The organism is Nostoc sp. DedQUE12b (genome assembly GCF_034530835.1).
In the GTDB taxonomy this organism is placed as follows: domain Bacteria; phylum Cyanobacteriota; class Cyanobacteriia; order Cyanobacteriales; family Nostocaceae; genus Nostoc.
Genome location: NZ_JAVRCI010000052.1, coordinates 24,502 through 31,856, shown reverse-complemented (window position 1 = coordinate 31,856; position 7,355 = coordinate 24,502). Strand labels below are relative to the sequence as shown.

The window sequence follows — 7,355 nt, the reverse complement described above, 5'->3', positions numbered from 1 at the left end:
ATGTATTGGCATAACACGCCAATGTATTGGCATAACACGCCGATGTATTGGCATAACACGCCGATGTATTGGCATAACACGCCGATCGCCTGTTTTATAGTAAGAGTGCGATCGCTATTCCTTACACAGCACAATTCCAGCAAGTTTTAGATAATCTCGCTTCTAGAGAATGAGCGAATCGCCTACTTTCTGGTGAAAGTGCGATCGCAATTCTTTCCACAGCAGAATTTCAGCAAGTTTTAGATTGCTCTAGTTGTGTCATAAAGTCTCTTGGTAACGACATATACCTAATGTGAAATCGCCTTAAAGCTCAGTCTAGCTTGCATTTATATAGTTTTGTGGGTAGTCAAGATATGTCAATCTAAGTCACAACAAGTCAAATAAATAAATACAAAACAAAATTGCAACATTGAACTCAGTCAAGCAACTGAGGCGATCGCAATGTTAGAAATATTAATTACTCTAAGTCTCAAGAAATCTATTGAAGTTATCCTAGTGCTATTGCTGAAAAAAATCTGGGCATGGCTGCTGAGGGATGAAAGCTTTCAATGTCTCAACCACTTTCTGAAAATGCAGATTCTTATACTCTATCTTGATTGGATTTTGCTCAAAACATCTTTAAAGTCTCTGCCTGAGCCAACAAAAGAGAACGATTCATACACATATAGCTAGACAAATTGTTACAAATACAGCTAGCCTTATCAAAAATTTACTTTTCCCCCGTACCTTTCATCTATATGACTTCACAATCTTTTCGCTCTGACAAAATTCTGGTTGTCGATGACTCTCCTGATAACGTGTTTTTGATCAAAACTATTTTGGAGGAAGAAGGTTATACCATTAGCACCGCAGAAAATGGTATTTCAGCTTTGGCTGAATTGAAAGCTTCTCCTTGTGACTTAGTTCTACTGGATTTGATGATGCCAGGTATGGACGGGTACGAAGTTACCAAGCACATTCGTGGAGATATGAAATTGCCGCTATATATCCCCATACTACTGATCACTGCCCACGATACGCCCAATGTCGCCCACGGATTAGACTTGGGTGCTGATGATTTTATCCGCAAACCTGTAACAGTAGATGAATTGCTGGCACGAGTGCGATCGCTCCTACGTTTGAAGCATAGTATGGATGAACGTGATGAAATTGCCCGTCAGCGAGAAGATTTTGTCTCCCGCCTCACCCACGACTTACGCACTCCCTTGGTAGCTGCCGATCGTATGTTAATGCTATTTCAGCAAGGGGCGTTGGGAACATTATCACCGCAAATGCAGGAAGTAATCACCATCATGGCGCGTAGCAATATCAACCTGCTCTCTATGGTCAATACCTTATTGGAAGTTTATCGTTTTGAAGCGGGTCGCAAAAGTTTGGCGTTTCAACCAGTTAATCTGGGTCAATTGCTAGATGAAGTGACTGGAGAATTGTCACCCTTAGCTCAAGATAAAAAACTCTCCCTAAATTTGGACGTTACTGAAGAGTCAAGCACAAACACAGTGATGGGCGATCGCTTGGAGTTGCATCGTCTATTTACCAATCTCATCGGAAATGCAATCAAATTTACCGACTCCGGGTCTATTACTATTCGTTTTACTTCTCAACGCCAGTTCAACAAAAGTAATCAATCTCAGTTCTCTGAAACATCCAATTCCGTTGACTACATTAGAATTGAAATAGCGGATACAGGCCCAGGTATTCCCCCTGAAGAACAAGCTACCATTTTTGAACGATTTCGCCAAGGCAGTCATAAGAGTTCTGGTAGTGGCTTAGGACTGTATCTTGCTCGTCGAATTGTCGAGGCACATCAAGGCATTATTCTGCTTAATTCTGAGTTGGGCAAAGGTAGTGTATTTATTGTGCTTTTACCCACCAAATCATGAAAAAATAGTAATTATAAATTATGAATTTTAGAGTTTTTTATCCTGGCAATTCATAATTTATAATCTTACTATATCTAGCGATACTTTAAAGTAAAAAAAACAATTAGAAAATCAAACGCTAAAAATTTAAAAATCAAATATGCTGAGATAATAGCATTAAAAAAATAGTTTTTGATAGGACAAAACAATGATTACCACTGAATTATCTAACATTGGCAATATTATCCAGACTCAGCGAGATTTTTTTCAAACGGGCAAAACTAAAGATGTAAATTTTCGCATTGAACAACTGAAAAATCTTAAGCAAGCAATCATTGAGCATGAACAGTCAATAGTCGAGGCATTACAAGCGGATTTACATAAACCAGAAGTAGAAACTTACCTTACAGAAATCAGCGTAATTAAGGATATTGATTACGCCATCAAACATCTTCAAAACTGGAGTAAACCCCAAAAAGCAGCGGTTTCCTGGGATTTTTTTTCCTACTCAGCGAAAATTTATCCAGAACCATTAGGGGTTGTCTTAATTATCGGCCCTTGGAACTATCCATTTCAGTTAATTATCTCACCGTTAATAGGTGCGATCGCAGCCGGTAATTGTGCAATTATCAAACCTTCTGAAATTGCTTCTCATACGTCTGATGTCATTGCTAAGATTATTGCTAAACATTTTGACCCTGCTTATCTTGCAGTGATTGAAGGAGGCGTGGAAGCAAGTCAAAAACTACTTGCAGAAAAGTTTGACCATATCTTTTTTACTGGTGGTACAGCCGTCGGCAAAATCATCATGGCAGCAGCGGCAAAATATCTCACACCAGTGACTTTAGAATTGGGAGGCAAAAGTCCTTGCATTGTAGATACTGACATTAATCTTGAACACACCGTCAGACGAATTACTTGGGGAAAATTTATTAATGCTGGACAAACTTGTATCGCCCCCGACTATCTTTTAGTTAATAAAACAATCAAGAAAGATTTAATAGATGGTCTGGAAAAATCTTTAAAAGAATTTTATGGCAAGAATCCAGCAAGCAGTCCTGATTATGCCCGGATTATCAGTCAAAAACACTTTGAAAGGTTGGTGAGTTTTCTCAAAGATGGTGAAGTTGTTATCGGTGGAGAAAATCAACCTTCAGAGCGTTATATTGCCCCAACACTGATTGATCATGTCTCACTAGAGGATTCTGTCATGCAGGAAGAAATCTTTGGGCCCATTTTACCCATCATTGAATATACTGACATTGCAGAAGCGATCGCCTTGATTAACTCTAGACCCAAACCTTTGGCGTTATACTTATTTTCTCAAGATAAAAACCTGCAAAAGCGAGTTTTGCAGGAAACTTCCTCTGGTGGAGTCTGTATTAACGACACAGTTATGCAGGTTGGTGTCTCGTCTTTACCATTTGGTGGAGTGGGAGATAGCGGTATTGGCAACTATCACGGCAAAGCTAGTTTTGACACCTTTTCACATAAGAAAAGTGTATTGCAAAACTCCTTCTGGCTCGATTTAAAATGGCGATACGCTCCATATCAGGGCAAATTGCCGTTCATCAAGAAACTTCTGGGTTAAAAAAAGTTAGGAGTTAGGAGTTATGAGTTATGAATTTTTAACTCTCAACTCCTAACTCCTGTACAGACGCGATTAATCGCGTCTCTCCTAACTCTTAACTCCTAACTATTAAATCCCAAAAGCGTTGCTGTAACGCTCCTCAGCCCAAGGTTCACCACGGCGATGGTAGCCATTACGTTCCCAAAAACCAAGTTCTTCAGCAGCTAAAAATTCCAAACCATTAATCCACTTAGCACTTTTCCAAGCGTAGAGGTGGGGGACAACTAGCCGCATTGGCCCACCGTGTTCAGATGGAAGGTCTTCACCAAAGACTTTAAAAGCAAAGAAGTTTTCTTCACGCAGAAAATCTTCTACAGAAATATTGGTGGTGTAGCCGCCATAGCAGTGTTCCATAACGTGGGCTACTTTCGGGTCTAATTCAATCAGACCCATGAAATCTGTAACTTTAATGCCAGTCCATTTGACATCAAGTTTAGACCAGCGCGTTACACAGTGGAAGTCAGCTGTGAATTCGTGTTGAGGTAGCGCCATAAAATCTGACCAACTAAAGGTAGCAGATTTTGCTAAACCCCAAACTCGAAACTCCCATTCCTCAGTGTTGACTTGGGGAGTTTCGCCGTAAGTTAATACGGGAAAACCTTTAGCTAAGTGTTGACCAGGAGGGACGCGATCGCCCTCTTCTTTACCTGGTTTTTGAAAAAATTTTCCTAGCATAGTTAGAGAAAAATCAGTTTTCTCAAGATGTTTACAAGCTTTTTTGCTGAGTTGCCAACAGCACCAAATGTTTTACTCTTTATATGAACTCTTGAATGATAGGTAATGGGTAATGGATATTTCCAATTACTCACTACCAATTTTTTTCGATCTAATGAGCTTGTGAGTTTCAGTCGGGGTTTAAACCCCCGTCTGAAAATGTCTTTCATTTTGAATTTTGAATTTTGAATTTTAAATTGTTATGATTCTTCTTCCTCTTCTTCAGCAGCTGGATAAACAAATGTAGAACGTCCAGTCAAAATTGATTTGCCCAGAGATAGGGCTTTCTGAGCTTCAACGACGGCTTTATGCCTCCAGGTAGCTCGACGTTTATCTCGTTTTGATTTGGAAGTTTTCTTCTTAGGAACAGCCATGTCAGCAGATATCGCGATTCTTGACAACCTTCTTATTCTAGGCCATCCACTGACGCCAAAGACAACAGTTGAGTCAGGAATAAATAAGTTGGGTTAAGACTGACGCCAGGACACGGGAACAGCAAGAATAACTTTCTTTAAATCCCCCAAGGTTCCGAGCCAAGAAAGCTTTGGCTCGGATTTCTAGCTCAACCCGTCATTTTGGCGTTGACACAGCGCTAGCTGCTGGAACTTGATTAGAGTTATTTTCAAAGAAAAGTAGAGATCGCGCAGTTTTGAAGTAAGTGGCCCAATTTTGAGCATCAGGACGCGATCGCCATTGAGGACGACTGACATCTAATGTCAGGACTGGTGCGATCGCTCCATAATTTTGTACGGATACAATGATGGAAACATCTGTCACCAAGATATCTTGATCGAAGCTCCTTTGAGCAGCTGCCCTAGCGACCGCTTCCGCTCTCCTGAGAACGGTTTCATAGTTTTCTTCTGGCAGGCGGTCAATAGCTAGATCGACTCTAGCGGTGTAAGCTCGCACAAGCTGCGGTGCGATCGCTTCCATCAAAAACCACGCAGGAACAGTAGATATAAGCAAAACTACTAAAGGAATTATCCGGATTCTTCTGGCAATTTGGCTAATAACTGAAAAGGGAGCGAGCGATGATGGTAGGTGAGCAGAAATTTTGCTCATGACCTTCTATCTCCTTAGTAATAATCTGTTATTGAAATTAGGTAAAGGTATTTTCCGGCTAATTAACGTAATAAAAATTACATTCTAACTTAAGATTCAATCAGAATCACCTAGACTATAAGACATAGGTTAGCTTTGTTTTTTTGGCAAAGCCAACCGCAATTTTAAGACCAGCAAACAACAATAACTGACAAAGAGCGGGATGGCAAATTACTGGGCGATCGCGATTGGTATCAATCAATATCAGTTATTTCAACCTTTAAGTTGTGCCCAAGGAGATGCTGAGGCACTAGAAGATTTTTTGGTGACAGAGGCAGGTTTTCTCCCCAAGCACTGTCTAGTGATGACAGATACTTCGCCGCCGATTGGGGATAGATCGACTTACCCGACGAAGGAGAATATTTTGTTGCTGCTTGAGGATTTGGCAGCAACAAGTTGGCAACCGGAAGACTATCTGTGGTTATTTTTTAGCGGTTATGGAGTCAACTACAAGGGCAAAGATTACTTAATGCCAGCAGAGGGCAACCCGGAACTGGTACAAGAGACCGGCATAGAATTGCGATCGCTAATGCAAAGTCTGCAACTTGCTGACCTAAATGTATTGCTACTACTCGATATCAACCGCGCTTTTGGCACTCAAGCAGATGCCCCTGTTGGCGAAGAAACAATAGAACTAGCCCAAGAACTACAACTGGCGACAATTCTTTCTTGCCAACCAGAGCAATTTTCCCATGAGAGTAGCGAACTAGGTCACGGATTCTTTACAGCAGCTTTGTTAGAAGCTTTACGTTCTGGTAATGGCAGCAACTTGGCAGATTTAGAAAGCTACCTAAGCCTGCTCGTGCCAAAATTATGTCACCACCACTGGCGTCCTATCCAAAACCCTGCCATTATCATCCCATCAAGACAGCAAATAATCTTGCCAAAATTGGCAATGGAAAGTGATGTTCAGCCAGAAGCGGTGATTTATCCAGAAGAATCCTTTGCTGTTGCCCTGGCAGCTCCTCCCCTCGACAATTACTCTAAAACTTCAGCAGTTCGGAAAGAAGTTAGTGTGAACTCCTCCCAACAGGTGAAAGGTAAAAAAGTCCAGGAATCAGGAGGCAGCTTAGTTTCCCAGCCAATGGCAGAAACTTCCTTGGGAGTGAATACCAGAGGAAGATTTATTCCTAATTCTTCCAAAGGTTACGTCTCGCGATTGCCAGCGAATCAGCCAAGTATCCCTTTTTGGAAACAGTTTATCTTGTGGAGCGGAGGCAGCTTGCTGGTAGCAGGTTTAATCGCCGTAGTTTTTCTGCGTAATCAAGAAACTTTTAGAATTAAGCAAGTATCAAATGCATCACCGAATGCTTCTGTTAGTGATCGCCAGGTTGTCGAGAATTTACCAAGCGATGTCTACGACGGGCTACGCCTACGCACTCCACCAGTTAGACTCAACAACCAATCTAGCGCCCAAATAGCCTCTAGTTCTCAGTCAAAAAAGCGAAATCAAGCAGTACTAGACTTGGCGAAAATGTCGCTCAGACAAACTCAGGCTAGCGATTTGAGCATGGCGATCGCTACAGCCCGAAAAATTCAACCCGGTGAACCACTGTACGAACAAGCTCAAGAGAATATTAAGATTTGGAGCCAGATGATTTTAGATTTAGCAGAGGGTCGTGCTAAACAAAGACAGTATGCTAGCGCTATTGCTGCTGCTCGATTAATCACCAAAGATGAAGCCCCCTACGCGAAGGCACAAGCAGCAATTAACCTGTGGCGCTTAGAGGGTAAGCAGTATGTGAGTAACAAAACTCTTTTAGATGCAGCGAATGCCTTAATTAAGCCCGAACAGGCATCTACCTACAATCGGGCGATCGAAGTTGCCAAGAAAGTACCAGCAGGTCAACCAGGCTTCGATACTGCTCAAAAATCGATCAATAAATGGAGTGAGAAAATTTTAGACCTGGCAAAACGTCGCGCCGCCGAAGGAGAACGTAAAGCCGCAATTGCGACGGCAGCTTTAGTGCCAGAGGAGACAGGCGCTTACGAAGATGCTCAAGATGCCATCCAAAAATGGCAAAAGAAATAGTAAAAAAATAGTAAAA

General features: G+C 41.5%; 7 protein-coding genes. 4 read left to right on the top strand and 3 right to left on the bottom strand.

Features of this window, described 5'->3' with window-relative positions:
- Positions 1–441: 441 nt before the first annotated feature.
- From RMY16_RS22650 to RMY16_RS22640, 3 genes are all read left to right on the top strand, one after another.
- The gene (locus RMY16_RS22650; protein ID WP_322738242.1) at positions 442–672 is read left to right on the top strand and encodes a hypothetical protein; all 231 of its coding nucleotides are present in this window, start codon (positions 442–444) and stop codon (positions 670–672) included.
- A gap of 65 nt (positions 673–737) precedes the next feature.
- Positions 738–1,883: a hybrid sensor histidine kinase/response regulator gene (locus tag RMY16_RS22645; RefSeq protein WP_322738241.1), complete on the top strand. Its 1,146-nt coding sequence runs from the start codon at positions 738–740 to the stop codon at positions 1,881–1,883.
- Positions 1,884–2,070: 187 nt separating this feature from the next.
- Positions 2,071–3,453 carry an aldehyde dehydrogenase gene (locus RMY16_RS22640; RefSeq protein WP_322738240.1) on the top strand — a complete coding sequence of 461 codons (1,383 nt, stop codon included), beginning with the start codon at positions 2,071–2,073 and terminating at the stop codon, positions 3,451–3,453.
- A 108-nt stretch (positions 3,454–3,561) separates the two neighbouring features.
- Here RMY16_RS22640 and RMY16_RS22635 read toward each other — a convergent pair whose 3' ends face one another.
- The 3 genes from RMY16_RS22635 to RMY16_RS22625 form a co-directional block, all read right to left on the bottom strand.
- Positions 3,562–4,167: a sulfite oxidase-like oxidoreductase gene (locus RMY16_RS22635; protein ID WP_322668705.1), complete on the bottom strand. Its 606-nt coding sequence runs from the start codon at positions 4,165–4,167 to the stop codon at positions 3,562–3,564.
- A 239-nt stretch (positions 4,168–4,406) separates the two neighbouring features.
- Positions 4,407–4,580 (bottom strand): 50S ribosomal protein L32, encoded by a 174-nt coding sequence (gene rpmF, locus RMY16_RS22630; RefSeq protein WP_094328804.1) that lies wholly within the window; start codon positions 4,578–4,580, stop codon positions 4,407–4,409.
- 196 nt (positions 4,581–4,776) lie between these two features.
- Positions 4,777–5,268 carry a hypothetical protein gene (locus RMY16_RS22625; RefSeq protein ID WP_094348614.1) on the bottom strand — a complete coding sequence of 164 codons (492 nt, stop codon included), beginning with the start codon at positions 5,266–5,268 and terminating at the stop codon, positions 4,777–4,779.
- Positions 5,269–5,470: 202 nt separating this feature from the next.
- Between RMY16_RS22625 and RMY16_RS22620 the strand changes: the two genes are divergently transcribed.
- Positions 5,471–7,339, top strand: coding sequence for a caspase family protein (locus tag RMY16_RS22620; RefSeq protein WP_322738239.1), 1,869 nt, complete (start codon positions 5,471–5,473; stop codon positions 7,337–7,339).
- Positions 7,340–7,355: the final 16 nt, after the last annotated feature.

Coding starts and splice junctions, on each gene's coding strand:
- RMY16_RS22645 (WP_322738241.1), top strand. CDS start 738: ATGACTTCACAATCTTTTCGCTCTGACAAAATTCTGGTTGTCGATGAC.
- rpmF (WP_094328804.1), bottom strand. CDS start 4,580: ATGGCTGTTCCTAAGAAGAAAACTTCCAAATCAAAACGAGATAAACGT.
- RMY16_RS22620 (WP_322738239.1), top strand. CDS start 5,471: ATGGCAAATTACTGGGCGATCGCGATTGGTATCAATCAATATCAGTTA.
- RMY16_RS22635 (WP_322668705.1), bottom strand. CDS start 4,167: ATGCTAGGAAAATTTTTTCAAAAACCAGGTAAAGAAGAGGGCGATCGC.
- RMY16_RS22625 (WP_094348614.1), bottom strand. CDS start 5,268: ATGAGCAAAATTTCTGCTCACCTACCATCATCGCTCGCTCCCTTTTCA.
- RMY16_RS22650 (WP_322738242.1), top strand. CDS start 442: ATGTTAGAAATATTAATTACTCTAAGTCTCAAGAAATCTATTGAAGTT.
- RMY16_RS22640 (WP_322738240.1), top strand. CDS start 2,071: ATGATTACCACTGAATTATCTAACATTGGCAATATTATCCAGACTCAG.